The sequence below is a fragment of the Pseudacidovorax sp. 1753 genome (assembly GCF_040544975.1).
Taxonomy (GTDB): Bacteria; Pseudomonadota; Gammaproteobacteria; order Burkholderiales; family Burkholderiaceae_C; genus Xenophilus.
In genome coordinates this window covers 13,890-30,810 of sequence record NZ_JBEPKY010000001.1, presented here as the reverse complement: position 1 = coordinate 30,810, position 16,921 = coordinate 13,890, and the positions used below count along the sequence as shown (strand labels likewise).

17 protein-coding genes and 1 tRNA gene are annotated in these 16,921 nt (G+C 65.5%); all 18 read left to right on the top strand.

The annotated features are described in order from the left end of the window. The first annotated feature begins 7 nt into the window (after positions 1-7). The 18 genes from ABIC63_RS00160 (at position 8) to nuoN (ending at position 16,915) form a co-directional block, all read left to right on the top strand. The gene (locus ABIC63_RS00160; protein ID WP_294367548.1) at positions 8-997 is read left to right on the top strand and encodes an NAD(P)H-quinone oxidoreductase; all 990 of its coding nucleotides are present in this window, start codon (positions 8-10) and stop codon (positions 995-997) included. Between the two features lie 28 nt (positions 998-1,025). Further along, positions 1,026-1,778 carry a triose-phosphate isomerase gene (gene tpiA / locus ABIC63_RS00155; protein ID WP_354318248.1) on the top strand — a complete coding sequence of 251 codons (753 nt, stop codon included), beginning with the start codon at positions 1,026-1,028 and terminating at the stop codon, positions 1,776-1,778. 32 nt (positions 1,779-1,810) lie between these two features. Continuing rightward, positions 1,811-2,179 carry a preprotein translocase subunit SecG gene (gene secG, locus ABIC63_RS00150; RefSeq protein WP_354318246.1) on the top strand — a complete coding sequence of 123 codons (369 nt, stop codon included), beginning with the start codon at positions 1,811-1,813 and terminating at the stop codon, positions 2,177-2,179. A 134-nt stretch (positions 2,180-2,313) separates the two neighbouring features. Then, positions 2,314-2,398, top strand: a tRNA-Leu gene (locus ABIC63_RS00145). A 74-nt stretch (positions 2,399-2,472) separates the two neighbouring features. Next, positions 2,473-2,832 carry an NADH-quinone oxidoreductase subunit A gene (locus tag ABIC63_RS00140; protein ID WP_017756932.1) on the top strand — a complete coding sequence of 120 codons (360 nt, stop codon included), beginning with the start codon at positions 2,473-2,475 and terminating at the stop codon, positions 2,830-2,832. Between the two features lie 30 nt (positions 2,833-2,862). Next, complete coding sequence (locus tag ABIC63_RS00135) at positions 2,863-3,345, top strand: NuoB/complex I 20 kDa subunit family protein (RefSeq protein WP_017756931.1); 483 nt, start codon at positions 2,863-2,865, stop codon at positions 3,343-3,345. A 13-nt stretch (positions 3,346-3,358) separates the two neighbouring features. After that, entirely contained in the window at positions 3,359-3,967 is a 609-nt protein-coding gene (locus ABIC63_RS00130) for an NADH-quinone oxidoreductase subunit C (protein ID WP_294367557.1), read from the top strand. Between the two features lie 15 nt (positions 3,968-3,982). Continuing rightward, positions 3,983-5,236: an NADH-quinone oxidoreductase subunit D gene (locus ABIC63_RS00125; protein WP_294367558.1), complete on the top strand. Its 1,254-nt coding sequence runs from the start codon at positions 3,983-3,985 to the stop codon at positions 5,234-5,236. Then, positions 5,233-5,778: an NADH-quinone oxidoreductase subunit NuoE family protein gene (locus ABIC63_RS00120; RefSeq protein WP_288407935.1), complete on the top strand. Its 546-nt coding sequence runs from the start codon at positions 5,233-5,235 to the stop codon at positions 5,776-5,778. Before ABIC63_RS00125 ends, ABIC63_RS00120 begins: the two co-directional genes overlap by 4 nt. Beyond that, positions 5,778-7,118, top strand: a complete 1,341-nt coding sequence (gene nuoF / locus ABIC63_RS00115; RefSeq protein WP_294367564.1) for an NADH-quinone oxidoreductase subunit NuoF — start codon at positions 5,778-5,780, stop codon at positions 7,116-7,118. Before ABIC63_RS00120 ends, nuoF begins: the two co-directional genes overlap by 1 nt. Positions 7,119-7,138: 20 nt before the next feature. Further along, a complete protein-coding gene (gene nuoG, locus ABIC63_RS00110; protein ID WP_294367567.1) occupies positions 7,139-9,295 on the top strand; it encodes an NADH-quinone oxidoreductase subunit NuoG in 2,157 nt (718 codons plus the stop codon). Further along, on the top strand, positions 9,292-10,368 hold the full coding sequence (gene nuoH, locus ABIC63_RS00105; protein WP_234196621.1) for an NADH-quinone oxidoreductase subunit NuoH: 1,077 nt from the start codon (positions 9,292-9,294) through the stop codon (positions 10,366-10,368). Before nuoG ends, nuoH begins: the two co-directional genes overlap by 4 nt. A 12-nt stretch (positions 10,369-10,380) precedes the next feature. After that, entirely contained in the window at positions 10,381-10,890 is a 510-nt protein-coding gene (gene nuoI, locus ABIC63_RS00100; RefSeq protein WP_058641599.1) for an NADH-quinone oxidoreductase subunit NuoI, read from the top strand. A gap of 25 nt (positions 10,891-10,915) precedes the next feature. After that, the gene (locus ABIC63_RS00095; RefSeq protein WP_294367578.1) at positions 10,916-11,557 is read left to right on the top strand and encodes an NADH-quinone oxidoreductase subunit J; all 642 of its coding nucleotides are present in this window, start codon (positions 10,916-10,918) and stop codon (positions 11,555-11,557) included. Further along, the gene (nuoK, locus tag ABIC63_RS00090; protein ID WP_354318243.1) at positions 11,557-11,865 is read left to right on the top strand and encodes an NADH-quinone oxidoreductase subunit NuoK; all 309 of its coding nucleotides are present in this window, start codon (positions 11,557-11,559) and stop codon (positions 11,863-11,865) included. Before ABIC63_RS00095 ends, nuoK begins: the two co-directional genes overlap by 1 nt. 2 nt (positions 11,866-11,867) lie before the next feature. After that, entirely contained in the window at positions 11,868-13,901 is a 2,034-nt protein-coding gene (gene nuoL, locus ABIC63_RS00085; RefSeq protein ID WP_354318241.1) for an NADH-quinone oxidoreductase subunit L, read from the top strand. Positions 13,902-13,923: 22 nt separating this feature from the next. Then, entirely contained in the window at positions 13,924-15,399 is a 1,476-nt protein-coding gene (locus tag ABIC63_RS00080; RefSeq protein WP_354318239.1) for an NADH-quinone oxidoreductase subunit M, read from the top strand. Between the two features lie 28 nt (positions 15,400-15,427). After that, positions 15,428-16,915: an NADH-quinone oxidoreductase subunit NuoN gene (nuoN, locus tag ABIC63_RS00075; protein WP_294367585.1), complete on the top strand. Its 1,488-nt coding sequence runs from the start codon at positions 15,428-15,430 to the stop codon at positions 16,913-16,915. The last annotated feature ends 6 nt before the right edge of the window (positions 16,916-16,921 follow it).

Below are 16,921 nucleotides of genomic sequence, written 5' to 3'. Positions count from 1 at the left end.
AGATCGCATGAAAGCCGTCGAGATCAGCAGCCATGGCGCCCCCGAGGTGCTGCGCCTGTGCACGCGCGACGATCCGCAGCCGGGCGCCGGCGAGCTGCTGATCCGCGTCGCGGCCAGCGGTGTGAACCGGCCCGATGTGCTGCAGCGCATGGGCCAATACCCGGTGCCGCCGGGTGCGTCGGACCTGCCGGGCCTGGAAGTCGCCGGCGAGATCGTCGGCGGCGATGCGGCCGAGCTGGCGCAGGCCGGCTTCAAGCTGGGTGACCGCGTGTGCGCGCTGGTCGCTGGCGGCGGCTATGCGCAGCTGTGCGTCGCGCCCATCGGCCAATGCCTGCCCGTGCCTGAGGGCTGGTCGGACGTCGAGGCGGCAGCGCTGCCGGAGACCTTCTTCACCGTCTGGAGCAACGTCTTCGACCGCGGTCGACTGCAGCAGGGCGAGACCTTCCTGGTGCAGGGTGGTACGAGCGGCATCGGCGTGACGGCCATTCAGCTGGCCAAGGCATTCGGCGCGACCGTGATCGCCACGGCGGGCAGTGCCGACAAGTGCAAGGCCTGCCTGTCCCTGGGTGCCGATCATGCGATCAACTACCGCGAGCAGGACTTCGCCGAAGAGGTCAAACGCATCACCGGCGGCCGCGGCGCGGACGTGATCCTCGACATGGTCGCTGGCGACTACGTGGCGCGCGAAGTGGGCTGCCTGGCCGAGGACGGCCGGCTGGTGATCATTGCCGTGCAGGGCGGCATCGAGAGCGGTTTCAACGCCGGGCTGGTGCTGCGCCGTCGGCTGACGATCACGGGCTCCACGCTGCGCCCGCGTCCGGTCGCCTTCAAGGCGGCCATCGCGCGCAGCCTGCGCGAGAAGGTCTGGCCGCTGCTGGCTACGCGCAAAGGCGTGCAGCCGGTGATCCATTCCACATTCGAGGCCGCGGATGCGGCCAAGGCCCATGCGCTGATGCAGTCCAATCAGCACATCGGCAAGATCGTGCTGACCTGGTGAGGGGCAAGCAGGTTATCCATCAAGAACCATGAGCAAGAAAAAACAACTCATTGCTGGCAACTGGAAGATGAATGGCGGCCTGGCCGCCAACGAGGCGCTCATCGGTGCGCTTCGTCAGGGAGTAGTCCAGCCGGTGTGCGATGTCGCGGTGTGCGTGCCCGCGCCCTATCTGGCGCAGGTGCAGGTGCTGACGCAGGGCTCGCCCATCGCGCTCGGCGCGCAGGACGTGTCGGCCCATGTGCAGGGCGCCTACACGGGCGAGCAGTCCGTGTCCATGCTGAAGGACTTCGGCGTGGGCTATGCCATCGTCGGCCATTCAGAGCGCCGCCAGTACCACGGCGAGACCGACGAAGTGGTGGCCGCCAAGGCCGCCGCCGCGCTGGCCGGCGGCATCACGCCCATCGTGTGCGTGGGCGAGACCTTGGCCGAGCGCGAAGCCGGCCAGACGGAAGACGTGGTTCGGCGCCAACTGGCTGCCGTGATCCATGCCAACGGCCACTGCATCAGCGAGATCGTCGTCGCCTACGAGCCCGTCTGGGCCATCGGTACGGGCAAGACCGCCACGCCGGAAGAGGCGCAGGCTGTGCACGCCGTGCTGCGCGCGCAACTGCAGCATGCGGCCGGCGATGCCGCCGCACGGATCCGCATCCTCTACGGCGGCAGCATGAACGCCGCCAATGCCGCGTCGTTGCTGGCGCAGCCGGACATCGACGGCGGTCTCATCGGCGGTGCCTCGCTCAAGGCGCCCGACTTCCTCCAGATCATCGCGGCCGCTTGCTGACGCGCCCGCACCCTTCAAGGAGTTCTCCAGACATGACCATCCTCCACAACATCCTCATCGCCGTGCAGATCCTGGCCGCCATCGCCATGGTGGGCCTGATCCTCCTGCAGCACGGCAAGGGCGCCGACATGGGCGCCGCGTTCGGCAGCGGCAGCGCCGGCAGCCTGTTCGGTGCCAGCGGCAGTGCCAACTTCCTGTCGCGGACCACGGCCGTGCTGGCCGCCCTGTTCTTCGCCTGCACGCTGCTGCTGGCCTATTTCGGCACGCCGCGGGCGGCCGGCGGCGACAGCCTGCTCGAGCGGGCACCCCTCACGGCGCCGGCTTCTCAGATCCCGGCCGGCAATGCCGTGCCCGCACCTGCTGCGCCCGCTTCGGACGCGGCACAGATCCCGGCCAAGTGACACAGGCATGCCCCGGGCATTACTTTGTGATGCAGTCCTGTCCAAATCGGGGCATTTCAGGGTAAACTCCAAGGCTGCCCCGGAAAGCCAATAACCTTCTTGGTTCCTCATGCCATCCGGGGCAAGCGTAAACCGCCGTCGTGGTGAAATTGGTAGACACGCTATCTTGAGGGGGTAGTGGCGAAAGCTGTGCGAGTTCGAGTCTCGCCGACGGCACCAATCTGCACCGGCTGATGCGCCGCCCGCAACGGGTCAGGGCATCAGTCGGTGGCAAGCGGTGATAGAGCCCCCCGATGAACCTCGCGACCTACCTTCCCGTTCTGTTGTTCATTCTGGTGGGGGTGGCGGTAGGCATACTCCCGCAAGTTCTGGGTTTCGTTCTGGGCCCGAACCGGCCCGACGCGGCCAAGAATTCCCCTTACGAGTGCGGCTTCGAGGCGTTCGAGAACGCCCGCATGCAGTTCGACGTCCGCTACTACCTCGTCGCCATTCTCTTCATCCTCTTCGACCTGGAAATCGCCTTCCTCTTCCCGTGGGCCGTCGCCTTCAAGGAAGTGGGTCCGCTGGGCTTCTGGGCGGCGGTGGTGTTCCTGGCCATCCTCGTCGTGGGCTTTGCCTACGAGTGGAAAAAGGGCGCGCTGGACTGGGAATGAGGCGAAGCAACCCGAGAGGAAAAGCTGGCCATGGCCATTGAAGGTGTATTCAAGGAAGGCTTCATCACCACGTCCTATGACGCAGTGGTGAACTGGGCGAAGACGGGCTCTCTGTGGCCCATGACCTTCGGTCTTGCGTGCTGCGCGGTCGAGATGATGCACGCGGCCGCGGCCCGCTACGACATCGGCCGCTTCGGCGCCGAAGTGTTCCGGGCCAGTCCGCGCCAATCCGATCTGATGATCGTGGCCGGCACGCTGTGCAACAAGATGGCGCCTGCCCTGCGCAAGGTGTATGACCAGATGGCCGAGCCGCGCTGGGTGCTCTCCATGGGTTCCTGCGCCAACGGCGGCGGCTACTACCACTACAGCTATTCGGTGGTGCGCGGCTGCGATCGCATCGTGCCGGTCGACGTCTACGTGCCCGGCTGCCCGCCGACGGCCGAGGCGCTGATCTACGGGATCATCCAGCTGCAGCAGAAGGTGCGCCGCACCAACACCATCGCGCGTGCCTGAGCGCGCCCCTCCCATGACATCGATTGCCATTGATCCGCAGGTCCTGAAGGACCAGCTTGCACTCGCCCTGGGCGACAAGGTGCGCGAGGTCAGCCTCGCGTTGGGCGAGGTGACGATCATCGTCAGCGCCGCCAATTACCTGGACGTGATGAAGACGCTGCGCGACACCGCCGGCATGCAGTTCGAGCAGCTCATCGACCTGTGCGGGCTGGACTATTCCGCCTGGCGCGACGAGGTGTGGGAAGGCCCGCGCTTCGCCGTGGTGGCGCACCTGCTGTCGGTGAGTCTCAACCAGCGCGTGCGCGTGCGCGCCTTCTGCCCCGACGACGACCTGCCTGTGATCGCCTCCGTCAACGAACTGTGGGCCGCGGCCAACTGGTTCGAGCGCGAGGCCTTCGACCTGTATGGCATCGTCTTCGACGGCCACCCGGACCTGCGCCGAATCCTGACCGACTACGGCTTCATCGGCCACCCGTTCCGCAAAGACTTCCCGCTGTCGGGCCATGTCGAGATGCGCTACGACGAGCAGATGCAGCGCGTGGTCTATCAGCCGGTGACCATCGAGCCGCGCGAGATCACGCCGCGCGTGATCCGCGAAGAGCACTACGGCGGCCTGCACTGAACCCCCGACCGACCCATGGCTGAAATCAAGAACTACACGCTCAATTTCGGGCCGCAGCACCCGGCCGCGCACGGTGTGCTGCGGCTGGTGCTGGAGCTCGATGGCGAAGTGGTGCAACGCGCCGACCCGCACATCGGCCTGCTGCACCGCGCCACCGAGAAGCTGGCCGAGCACAAGACCTTCATCCAGTCGCTGCCCTACATGGACCGTCTCGATTACGTGTCCATGATGTGCAACGAGCATGCCTACTGCCTGGCCATCGAGAAGCTGCTCGGCCTGGAAGTGCCGATCCGCGCCCAGTACATCCGCGTGATGTTCTCGGAGATCACGCGCATGCTCAACCACCTGATGTGGCTGGGCTCGCACGGCAACGACTGCGGCAGCTCCACGATCCTGATCTACGCCTTCCGCGAGCGCGAAGACCTGTTCGACGCCTACGAGGCCGTCTCTGGCGCGCGGATGCACGCGGCCTACTTCCGTCCGGGCGGCGTGTACCGCGACCTGCCGGACACCATGCCGCAGTACAAGCACAGCAAGATCAAGAACGCCAAGGCCCTCGCTCGCATGAACGAGAACCGCCAGGGTTCGCTGCTGGACTTCCTCGAAGACTTCACCAAGCGCTTCGATACCTACCTGGCCGAGTACCACACGCTGCTGACCGACAACCGCATCTGGAAGCAGCGGACCGTGGGCATCGGCGTCATGGACGCCGATCGTGCGCTCAACCTGGGCCTGACCGGCCCGATGCTGCGCGGCTCGGGCATCGCCTGGGACCTGCGCAAGACCCAGCCCTACGATGTCTACGACCAGCTTGACTTCGACATCCCGGTGGGCAAGACCGGCGACTGCTACGACCGCTACCTCGTGCGCATGGAGGAGCTCCACCAGTCGAACCGCATCATTGCCCAGTGCGTGAAGTGGCTCAAGGCCAACCCCGGCCCGGTGATCACCGACAACCACAAGGTGGCGGCTCCCAAGCGCGAGGCCATGAAGGCCAACATGGAAGAGCTGATCCACCACTTCAAGCTCTTCACCGAGGGCTTCCGCGTGCCCGAGGGCGAGGCCTATGCCGCCGTCGAGCATCCCAAGGGCGAGTTCGGCATCTACCTGGTCAGCGACGGTGCCAACAAGCCTTATCGCCTGAAGATCCGGCCGCCGGGCTTCGTGCACCTGGCCGCGCTCGACGAGATGGCGCGCGGCCACATGCTGGCCGACACCGTGGCCATCATCGGCACGCTGGACATCGTCTTCGGAGAGATCGATCGATGAGCGACTCCCTCAACAATCCTCCCATCGCCCCTGCGGCTCTGCCGCAGGACGTGCTGGACCGCTTCGCCCGCGAAGTGGCCAAGTACCCCGACAGCGACGCTGGTCGCCAGTCTGCCGTGATGGCCTGCCTGTCCATCGTGCAGCAGGTCTATGGCTGGGTGAGCGACGAGAACGAGGCCGCCGTGGCCGCCTACCTGGGCATGCCCCAGATCGCGGCGCGCGAGGTGACCACGTTCTACAACATGTACAACCAGCACCCGGTCGGCAAGTTCAAGCTGAACGTCTGCACCAACCTGCCGTGCCAGCTGCGCGACGGCTACAAGGCCCTGCACCACCTCGAAGCCAAGCTGGGCATCAAGATGGGCGAGACCACCGCCGACGGCATGTTCACGCTGCAGCAGAGCGAATGCCTGGGCGCCTGCGCCGATTCCCCGGTGATGCTGGTGAACGACCGCACCATGTGCAGCTTCATGAGCAACGAGAAGCTCGATCAACTGGTCGACGGCCTGCGTGCCGCCGAGCCCAAAGGGGAGACGCGCTGATGACCCCCGACCAAGTCCTATCGCAGTTCCGCGCCACCGGCGTGCAGACCTGCTTCCACGGCCGCCACATCGATCCGCAGATCTATGCCGGCCTGGACGGCACCAACTGGAGCATCGCCGACTATGAGGCGCGCGGCGGCTACCAGGCGCTGCGCAAGATCCTCACCGAGGGCCTGACGCAGGACCAAGTGATCGCCGAGGTCAAGACCTCCGGCCTGCGCGGCCGCGGCGGCGCCGGCTTTCCGACGGGTCTGAAGTGGAGCTTCATGCCCCGCCAGTTCCCGGGCCAGAAGTACCTGGTCTGCAACTCGGACGAAGGCGAGCCCGGCACCTGCAAGGACCGCGACATCCTCATGTTCAACCCGCATATCGTCATCGAAGGCATGGCGATCGCGGCGTATGCCATGGGCATCAGCGTGGGCTACAACTACATCCACGGCGAGATCTTCGAGGTGTACGAACGTTTCGAGGCGGCCCTGGAGGAAGCGCGTGCCGCCGGCTACCTGGGCGGCAACATCATGGGCAGCAACTTCAGCTTCCAGCTGCATGCGCACCATGGCTTCGGCGCCTACATCTGCGGTGAAGAGACGGCGCTGCTCGAGTCGCTGGAAGGCAAGAAGGGCCAGCCGCGCTTCAAGCCGCCTTTCCCGGCCAGCTTCGGCCTGTACGGCAAGCCGACCACCATCAACAACACCGAGACCTTCGCGGCGGTGCCCTGGATCATCCGCAATGGCGGCCAGGCCTACCTGGAGTGCGGCAAGCCCAACAACGGCGGCACCAAGATCTACTCGGTCTCGGGCGACGTCGAGCTGCCCGGCAACTATGAAGTGCCGATGGGCACGCCCTTCTCCAAGCTGCTGGAGCTGGCGGGCGGCGTGCGCAAGGGCCGCAAGCTCAAGGCGGTGATCCCGGGCGGCTCGTCCGCCCCGGTGCTGCCGGCCGACATCATGATGTCGTGCACGATGGACTACGACTCCATCGCCAAGGCCGGCTCCATGCTGGGCTCGGGCGCTGTCATCGTGATGGACGACAGCCGCTGCATGGTCGAGTCGCTCAAGCGCCTGTCGTACTTCTACATGCACGAGTCCTGCGGCCAGTGCACGCCCTGCCGCGAAGGCACGGGCTGGCTGTGGCGCGTGGTCGACCGCATCCACCATGGCGAAGGCCGGGCCTCCGACATGGACCTGCTGAATTCCGTGGCCGACAACATCCAGGGCCGCACGATCTGTGCGCTGGGCGATGCCGCGGCCATGCCCGTGCGCGCCATGCTGAAGCACTTCCGTCACGAGTTCGAGGCCATGGTGCCCGGCTACGTGCCGAAGACGCCGGCCCAGGCCTGAGCGGGGAGCGAGAACCTCACATGATCGAAATCGAACTCGACGGCAAGAAGGTCGAAGTGGCCGAAGGCAGCATGGTCATGCATGCGGCCGACAAGGCCGGGACCTACATCCCGCATTTCTGCTACCACAAGAAGCTCTCCATCGCCGCCAACTGCCGCATGTGCCTGGTGGACGTGGAGAAGGCGCCCAAGCCGATGCCGGCCTGCGCCACGCCCGTGACGCAGGGCATGATCGTGCGCACCCAGTCCGACAAGGCCGTCAAGGCCCAGAAGTCGGTCATGGAGTTCCTGCTGATCAACCATCCGCTGGACTGCCCCATCTGCGACCAGGGCGGCGAATGCCAGCTGCAAGATCTGGCGGTGGGCTACGGCGGTGGCGCCTCGCGCTACCAGGAAGAAAAGCGCGTGGTGTTCCACAAGGACGTCGGCCCGCTGATCTCCATGGAGGAGATGAGCCGCTGCATCCACTGCACCCGCTGTGTGCGTTTTGGCCAGGAAGTGGCCGGCATCATGGAACTGGGCATGGTGAACCGGGGCGAGCACTCCGAGATCACCACCGTGGTCGGCGACACCGTCGACTCCGAGCTGTCGGGCAACATGATCGACATCTGCCCGGTCGGTGCGCTCACGAGCAAGCCCTTCCGCTACAGCGCCCGCACTTGGGAACTGTCGCGCCGCAAGTCGGTGAGCCCGCACGATTCCACCGGCGCCAACCTGATCGTCCAGGTCAAGAACAACCGTGTGATGCGCGTTCTGCCGATGGAGAACGAGGACGTCAACGAGTGCTGGATCGCCGACCGCGACCGCTTCTCCTATGAAGCCCTCGGCAGCGAACAACGCCTGACGCAGCCCATGCTGAAGCAGGGCGGCCAGTGGCAGGCCGTGGACTGGCAGACGGCCCTCGAGTACGTCGCCAACGGCCTCAAGCAGATCAAGGGCGATCACGGCGCCGCTGCCATCGGCGCGCTGGTGAGTCCGCACAGCACCGTGGAAGAACTGGCCCTGGCCGGCGCGCTGGTGCGTGGCCTCGGCAGCGAGAACATCGACCACCGCCTGCGCCATGCCGATTTCGGCAACGTGGGCAGTGGCATCCGCTGGCTGGGCACCCCCATCGCCTCGCTGTCGAACCTGCAGCGCGTGCTGGTTGTCGGCAGCAACCTGCGCAAGGACCATCCGCTGTTCGCGCAGCGCATCCGCCAGTCGGTGCGCAAGGGCGGCAAGCTGTTTGCCATCGCATCAGCCGAGCAACTGGCGGCCGACGCCTCGTGGGCCATTCCGCTGGCCGGCTTCCAGCAGGTCGACGCGGCCGACTGGTACGGCGCTCTGGCCCGGATCGCCGCTGCCGTGGCGGCAGAGAAGGGCGTCGCCGCACCCGCCCAGGCTGATGTGACCGATGCCGCGCGCGGTGTGGCGCAGGCTCTGGTGGGCGGCGAGCGCAAGGCCATCCTGCTGGGCAACGGCGCCGCGCACCATGCCGAGGCTTCGCGGCTGTTGGCACTGGCCCAGTGGATCGGCGCCCAGACCGGCGCCAGCGTCGGCTACCTGACGGAAGCGGCCAACACCGTCGGCGCGCAGTGGGTCAACGCCCAGCCCGGCGCCAAGGGCCTGAACGCCGGCCAGATGCTGGCAGGCGGCCTCAAGGCGGCGCTACTGCTCAACACCGAGCCGGTGTTCGATTCGGCCGCCGGTGCGCGTGCCGCGGACGCACTCGGTCAGGCGCAGATGGTGGTCACCCTGAGCCCCTTCAAGGCCAACCTCGAATTCAGCGACGTGCTGCTGCCCATCGCGCCGTTCAGCGAGACGCCGGGCACCTTCGTCAATGCCGAAGGCCGCATCCAGAGCTTCCATGCCGTGGTGCGCCCCCTGGGCGAGGCACGTCCCGCGTGGAAGGTGCTACGCGTGCTGGGCAACCTGCTGGGGCTGTCGGGTTTCGACTTCGAGTCGACGCAGGACGTGATGGCCAAGGTGCGTGGTTCGTCCGCTGCAGACTTCGTCGCCGCGGAGCGCCTGAGCAACGACGCCCCGGCCGTCGACTTGGCTTCTGCCCCGGCCGCCGGACAGGCCGCACCGGTCACCGCCGCCATCTACCAACTGGACTCGCTGGTGCGCCGCGCACCGTCGCTGCAACTGACGACCGACGGCCGCCGCGCCGCCGCCGCACAGGAGGTGTCGGCATGATCGACGCGCTGTACAACGCCGGCTACGGCCTCATCGGCGCCCACTGGTGGACGGCCGGCGGCTGGCCCGTCATCTGGGCGCTGCTCAAGATCATTGCGGTGCTGCTGCCCGTGCTGGGCGCCGTGGCCTACGCCACGCTGTGGGAGCGCAAGTTCCTCGGCTGGATCCAGGTCCGCCACGGACCCAACCGGGTCGGCCCCTTCGGCCTGCTGCAGCCGATCGCCGACGCGGTCAAACTGCTGACCAAGGAACTGATCAACCCGACGGCGGCCAGCTCCGGCCTGTTCCGCCTCGGCCCGGTCATGGCCATCATGCCGGCCCTCGCGGCCTGGGTGGCCATTCCCTTCGGCCCTGACGCAGTCATCGCCAACGTCAACGCCGGCCTCCTGCTGATCATGGCCATCACCTCCATCGAGGTGTACGGCGTGATCATCGCCGGCTGGGCCTCGAACTCGAAGTACGCCTTTCTGGGCGCGCTGCGCGCCTCGGCCCAGATGGTGAGCTACGAGATCGCGATGGGCTTCTGCTTCGTCGTGGTGATCATGGTCTCGGGCAGCTTGAGCCTGGGTGACATCGTCGCCGTGCAGGGCAAGGGCACCTTCGCCGACATGGGCCTGTCCTTCCTGTCCTGGAACTGGCTGCCGCTGCTGCCCATCTTCATCGTCTACCTGATCTCGGGCGTGGCCGAAACCAACCGTCACCCCTTCGATGTGGTGGAAGGCGAGGCCGAGATCGTGGCCGGCCACATGGTCGAATACTCGGGCATGGGCTTCGCGATCTTCTTCCTGGCCGAGTACGCCAGCATGTGGCTCGTGTCGATCCTGGCCGTGCTCATGTTCCTGGGCGGCTGGCTGCCCCCGGTGGGCTTCCTGGCCTTCATCCCCGGCTGGATCTGGCTGGGCCTGAAGACCTTCTTCGTGCTGTCGCTGTTCATCTGGATCCGCGGCACGTTCCCGCGCTTCCGCTACGACCAGATCATGCGCCTGGGCTGGAAGATCTTCATCCCCGTCACGCTGGTCTGGCTGCTGATCGTCGGCGGCTGGATGCAGACGCCCTGGAACATCTGGAAATAAGGTGGACCACGAATGACTGCCGTCGCTGCTTCTCCTTTTTCGATCAAGGACTTCTTCAAGAGCTTCATGCTCGTGGAACTGTTCAAGGGCATGGCCCTGACGGGGCGCTATGCGCTGCGCCGCAAGGTGACCGTCCAGTTCCCGGAAGAAAAGACCCCCCTGTCGCCGCGCTTCCGCGGCCTGCATGCCCTGCGCCGCTACGAGAACGGCGAGGAGCGCTGCATCGCCTGCAAGCTCTGCGAAGCCGTGTGCCCCGCCGTGGCCATCACCATCGAGTCCGCCGTGCGCGACGATGGCACCCGCCGCACCACCCGCTACGACATCGACCTGACCAAGTGCATCTTCTGCGGCTTCTGCGAAGAGAGCTGCCCGGTCGACTCGATTGTCGAGACGCACATCCTGGAGTACCACGGCGAGAAGCGCGGTGACCTGTACTTCACCAAGGACATGCTGCTGGCAGTGGGCGACCGCTACGAGCAAGAGATCGCGGCCAGCAAGGCGGCCGACGCCAAGTACCGCTGAACCGGCGAAGCGAAAAGAAAAACCCATGGACGCCAAGACCGGCTTCTTCTACCTGTTCTCGGTCGTGCTGCTGTTTGCAGCCTTCCGGGTCGTGACCGCCCGCAATCCCGTGCATGCGGTGCTGTACCTGATGCTCGCCTTCTCGCAGGCCGCCGCCGTGTGGCTGCTGCTCAAGGCCGAGTTCCTGGCCATCGTGCTCGTGCTGGTGTACCTCGGCGCGGTGATGGTGCTCTTCCTCTTCGTGGTGATGATGCTTGACCTCAACGTCGACCATCTGCGCCAGAACTTCTGGAAGCACTTCCCGCTGGCCGCTCTTGTCGGCGTGGTGATCGCCCTCGAGATGGCCTATGTGCTGATGGGCGGCTTCCGCCTGCAGACCTCCGCGGCCGACACCGTGGCGGCCGCGAATCAGGTGTCCAACACCAAGGCCCTGGGCCTTCTGCTCTACAGCGAGTACGTGTACCCGGTGCAGGTCGCGGCCGTGATCCTGGTCGTCGCCATGATCGCCGCCATCGCCCTCACGCTGCGCCGCCGCAAGGACACGCGCTACGTGGACGTGAAGGACCAGATCCATGTGAGGGCCAGCGACCGCCTGCAGGTGATCAAGGTGTCGCCCACCCAGGCCCCGCAGCCCGCCGCGCCTGCCGCGGAAGGGGAGAGCAAGTGATGACATTGACCCTTGGCCACTATCTGTCGCTCGGCGCCATCCTGTTCGCGCTGGCCGTCATCGGCATCTTCCTCAATCGCAAGAACCTCATCGTGCTGCTGATGTGCATCGAACTGATGCTGTTGGCGGTCAACATGAACTTCGTCGCCTTCTCCTCCTACCTCGGCGACATGCACGGACAGATCTTCGTGTTCTTCATCCTCACCGTGGCAGCGGCCGAATCGGCCATCGGCCTGGCACTGCTGGTGCTGCTGTTCCGCAACAAGTCGACCATCAACGTCGATGAACTCGACACGCTGAAGGGATAACGATGGCCACGACCTTGTCTGCATCCACCCTGCTGGCGGTGCCGCTGGCGCCGCTCGTCGGCTGCGTGCTCGCCGGTATCCTGGGGACGCAATTCGGCGGCAACCGCATCGGCCGAGCCGCCTCGCACACGCTGACCATCCTGGGCGTGTTCGTCGCCTTCGTGCTGTCGGCTTGGACGCTCTACAGCGTGGCCGTCGACGGCGCCCGCTTCAACGCCACCATCTACGAATGGATGGTCGTGGGCGGCCTGAAGATGGAAGTCGGCTTCATGATCGACAGCCTGACGGCCATGATGATGTGCGTCGTCACCTTCGTGTCGCTGATGGTGCACATCTACACCATCGGCTACATGGAAGAGGACGAGGGCTACAACCGCTTCTTCGCCTACATCTCGCTCTTCACCTTCTCCATGCTGATGCTGGTGATGAGCAACAACCTGCTGCAGCTGTTCTTCGGCTGGGAAGCGGTGGGCCTGGTGTCGTACCTGCTGATCGGCTTCTGGTACAACAAGCCGACGGCCATCTTCGCCAACATGAAGGCCTTCCTGGTCAACCGCGTGGGTGACTTCGGCTTCATCCTCGGCATCGGCCTGATCGCGGCGTACACCGGTACGCTCAACTACACCGAGATCTTTGCCAAGTCGGGCGAGCTGGGCAAGTTGGGCTTCCCGGGCACCGACTGGATGCTGATCACCGTGATCTGCATCTGCCTGTTCATCGGCGCGATGGGCAAGAGCGCGCAGTTCCCGCTGCACGTCTGGCTGCCGGACTCGATGGAAGGCCCGACGCCCATCTCCGCGCTGATTCACGCCGCCACGATGGTGACCGCCGGCATCTTCATGGTGTCGCGCATGTCGCCGCTGTTCGAGCTGTCGGACACGGCCCTGAACTTCATCCTTGTCATCGGTTCGATCACGGCGCTGTTCATGGGCTTCCTGGGGATCATCCAGAACGACATCAAGCGCGTGGTGGCGTACTCGACGCTGTCGCAGCTGGGCTACATGACCGTTGCGCTGGGCGTGTCGGCCTATCCGGTCGCCGTGTTCCACCTGATGACGCACGCATTCTTCAAGGCGCTGCTGTTCCTCGGCGCCGGCTCGGTGATCATGGGCATGCACCACAACCAGGACATCCGCTGGATGGGCGGCGTGCGCAAGTACATGCCCATCACCTGGATCACCTTCCTGCTGGCGTCGCTGGCCCTGATCGGCACGCCCTTCTTCTCGGGCTTCTATTCGAAGGACGCCATCATCGAGGCCGTGCACGCCAGCCACCTGCCGGCCGCGGGCTTCGCCTATTTCTCGGTGGTTGCAGGCGTGTTCGTCACGGCCTTCTACTCGTTCCGCCTGTACTTCCTGGTGTTCCATGGCAAGGAGCGCTACGACCAGAACCCGGACGCGCACCACGACGACGCCCACGGTCATGGCCATGGCGACCATCACGGCCATGGTCACCACAAGCCTCACGAGTCGCCCGGTGTGGTGACCGTGCCGCTGCTTCTGTTGATGATCCCGTCGGTGGTGATCGGCTTTTTCACGCTGATGCCGATGCTGAACAGCTTCTTCGACGGCGTGATCTTCGTCGACACGGCCCGCCACCATGCGATGGCCGAGCTGCGTGAGGACATCCACGGTCCGGTTGCCATGGCCCTGCATTCGCTGACCAGCCTGCCGCTGTGGCTGGCCATCGCCGGCGTCGCGCTGTCGTACTACATGTACATGGTCAACCCGGCACTGCCGGCTGCCATCAAGCGTGCCTGCATGCCGATCTACAACCTGCTCGAGAACAAGTACTACCTCGACTGGATCAACGAGAACATCCTGGCCCGTGGCGCCCGTGCGCTGGGCACCGGCCTCTGGAAGGGCGGCGACCAGGCCATCATCGACGGCGTGCTGGTCAATGGCTCGTGGAAGCTGGTGGGCCGCATCTCGGCGGCCATCCGCTGGATGCAGTCTGGCTACATCTATCACTACGCCTTCGCGATGCTGCTGGGGGTGTTCCTTCTCATGACGTATTTCGTCTGGTTCAAGCGCTGACGCGGGCTGGAGAACAAGAAAAATGGGTTTGCTGAGCCTTGCCATCTGGCTGCCGATCGTGATCGGCGCCTTGCTGCTGGCGTTCGGGCGGGACGACCAGGCGCGCTTCGTGCGCTGGGCGGCACTCGTCGGGTCGGTGGCGAGCTTCCTTGTCACCATTCCGGTGTACACGCGCTTCCAGACCGGCACCGCCGCGATGCAGTTCGTCGAGCGTGCGCCGTGGGTCGAGCGCTTCAACATCAACTACCACCTGGGCGTCGATGGCCTGTCGATGTGGTTCGTGCTGCTCACGGCCTTCATCACGGTGATCGTCGTGATCTCGGCTTGGGAGGTGATCACCGAGCGCGTCAACCAGTACATGGGCGCGTTCCTGATCCTGTCGGGCCTGATGATCGGCGTGTTCGCCGCGCTGGACGGCATGCTGTTCTACGTGTTCTTCGAGGCCACGCTGATCCCGATGTATCTGATCATCGGCATCTGGGGCGGTCCGAACCGGATCTACGCGGCCTTCAAGTTCTTCCTGTACACGCTGCTCGGCTCGCTGCTGATGCTGGTGGCGCTGGTGTACCTGTACCGCGCGTCGGGCGGCAGCTTCGACATCGCCACCTGGCACCGCACCCCGCTGGGCGCCACGGCGCAGACGCTGATCTTCTTCGCCTTCTTTGCGGCCTTCGCGGTGAAGGTGCCGATGTGGCCGGTGCACACGTGGCTGCCCGACGTGCACGTCGAGGCGCCCACCGGCGGCTCCGCCGTGCTGGCCGCCATCATGCTGAAGTTGGGCGCCTACGGCTTCCTGCGCTTCTCCATGCCGATCGCGCCCGATGCTGCCCGTGAATGGGCCTGGCTGATGATCGCGCTGTCGATCGTGGCGGTGATCTACGTGGGCCTGGTGGCCATGGTCCAGCGCGATATGAAGAAGCTGGTGGCCTATTCGTCGGTCGCCCACATGGGCTTCGTGACGCTGGGCTTCTTCATCTTCAATCCGCTCGGCGTGGCTGGCGGCATCGTGCAGATGATCGCCCACGGTTTCGTGTCGGGCGCGATGTTCCTGTCCATCGGCGTGCTGTACGACCGCATGCACTCGCGCCAGATCGCCGACTACGGCGGCGTGGTCAACGTCATGCCCAAGTTCGCCGCGTTCGCGCTGCTGTTCGCCATGGCCAACTGCGGCCTGCCTGCCACCGCCGGCTTCGTGGGCGAATGGATGGTGATCCTGGGTGCCGTGAAGGCTAACTTCTGGATCGGCCTGATGGCTGCCACCGCGCTGATCTTCGGCGCCGCCTACACCCTGTGGATGTACAAGCGCGTGTATCTCGGCCCCATCGGCAACGACCATGTGAAGGAACTGACGGACATCAACGGCCGCGAGTTCTTCATGCTCGCCGTGCTGGCCGTGGCCGTGCTGTGGATGGGCCTGGATCCCAAGCCCTTCACCGACGTGATGGACGCTTCCGTGGCCGAGCTGCTGCGCCACGTGGCCGCCTCCAAGCTGCCTTGACCAGAGTCCACGCAGACAAGAGAACAAGATGATCGACAAACTCAGCTGGGTGGCTGTCTACCCCGAGATCCTGCTGCTGGTGATGGCCTGCGTCATCACGCTGTTCGACCTGCGTGTCAGCAGCGCGCACCGCACCGCCACCCATTGGCTCACGATGCTCACGCTGGCCGCGACGGCGCTGCTGACCGGCATGAACGCCGTCGCCGGCCACACCTTCCACGGCTTCGGCGGCATGGTGGTAAGCGACCCGATGGGCAACTGGCTCAAATGCTTCTCGGCCGTGGCGCTGATGGTCACGCTGGTCTATGGCCGTCCCTATGCGGCCGACCGCCAGATGCTGCGCGGCGGTGAGATGTTCACGCTCAGCCTGTTCTCGCTGCTCGGCATGTTCGTGATGATTTCGGGCAGCAACTTCCTGATGATCTACCTGGGCCTGGAACTGCTCACGCTGTCCAGCTATGCCCTGGTGGCACTGCGCCGCGACCATGCGACGGCCAGCGAAGCCGCCATGAAGTATTTCGTGCTCGGCGCCATGGCCAGCGGCTTCCTGCTCTATGGCATGTCGATGATGTACGGCGCCACCGGCTCGCTTGACGTCAACGAGGTCTTCAAGAGCATCGCCAGCAGCAAGGTGAACCACCAGGTGCTGGTGTTCGGCCTGGTGTTCATCGTCGCTGGTCTTGCCTTCAAGCTGGGTGCCGCGCCCTTCCACATGTGGCTGCCGGACGTCTACCACGGCGCCCCCACGGCCGTGACGCTGCTGATCGGCGCCGCGCCCGAGCTGGCGGCCTTCGCCATCGTCATCCGTCTGCTGGTGGAAGGCATGCTGCCGTTGGCCTTCGACTGGCAGCAGATGCTGGCCGTGCTGGCCGTGGCGTCGCTGCTGGTGGGCAACCTGGCCGCCGTCGCGCAGACCAACCTCAAGCGCATGCTGGCCTACTCGACCATCGCGCAGATGGGCTTCGTGCTGCTGGGCCTGGTGGCTGGCGTGATCGACGGCAACACGCTCAACGCCCAGTATGCGTACAGCGCGTCGATGTTCTACATCGTGACCTATGTGCTGACCACGCTGGCGAGCTTCGGCATCATCCTGCTGCTGGCCCGCGAAGGCTTCGAGAGCGAAGAGATCTCCGACCTTGCCGGCCTCAACCAGCGTAGCCCGCTGTATGCCGGCGTGATGGCCATTGCGATGTTCTCGCTGGCCGGCATTCCGCCGCTGGTCGGCTTCTATGCCAAGCTGGCGGTGCTGCAGGCGCTGCTGGCTTCGGGGCAGGGCGTGTATATCGGCCTGGCGGTGTTCGCCGTCATCATGTCGCTGATTGGCGCCTTCTACTACCTGCGCGTGGTGAAGGTGATGTACTTCGACGCACCGCTGACGGCCACGACCGTGGCGGCGCCGCGCGACGTGCGGGCCGTGCTGTCGGTCAATGGCGCCCTGATCCTGATCCTGGGCATCCTGCCCGGCGGCTTGATGACCCTGTGTGCCCGGGCCATCGTGGCCACGCTGGGCAACTGATCGCGT